Raw genomic sequence first — 226 nt, 5'->3', positions numbered from 1 at the left:
AAAACGACGATGTTTATCAAGACGGCGAAAGCTACACGCTAAGCGTAACCGACGCGGGCGAGCATAACTTTGAGCAATTGGATACCAGCGATACAGCGACAGTGACCGTTACCGATACGGTGGATACTGTCAACGTGACGATCGATAGCAACGGCGACGTCACCGAAGCACAGGATGCAGTCTTTACCATCAAGGTTGACCGGGTACTGGCCGACGATCTGGTGGT

The 226-nt window shown here is 52.7% G+C and carries 1 protein-coding gene; it reads left to right on the top strand.

Annotated features, from left to right (window positions below; translation table 11 throughout):
• Positions 1-226: immunoglobulin-like domain-containing protein (locus MFP24_RS00065; protein ID WP_249246702.1), on the top strand; the 226-nt coding region annotated here is incomplete at both ends.

This window comes from Brenneria tiliae (genome assembly GCF_023347575.1).
Classification (GTDB): domain Bacteria; phylum Pseudomonadota; class Gammaproteobacteria; order Enterobacterales; family Enterobacteriaceae; genus Brenneria; species Brenneria corticis.
This window is presented reverse-complemented; position numbering and strand designations above follow the sequence as displayed.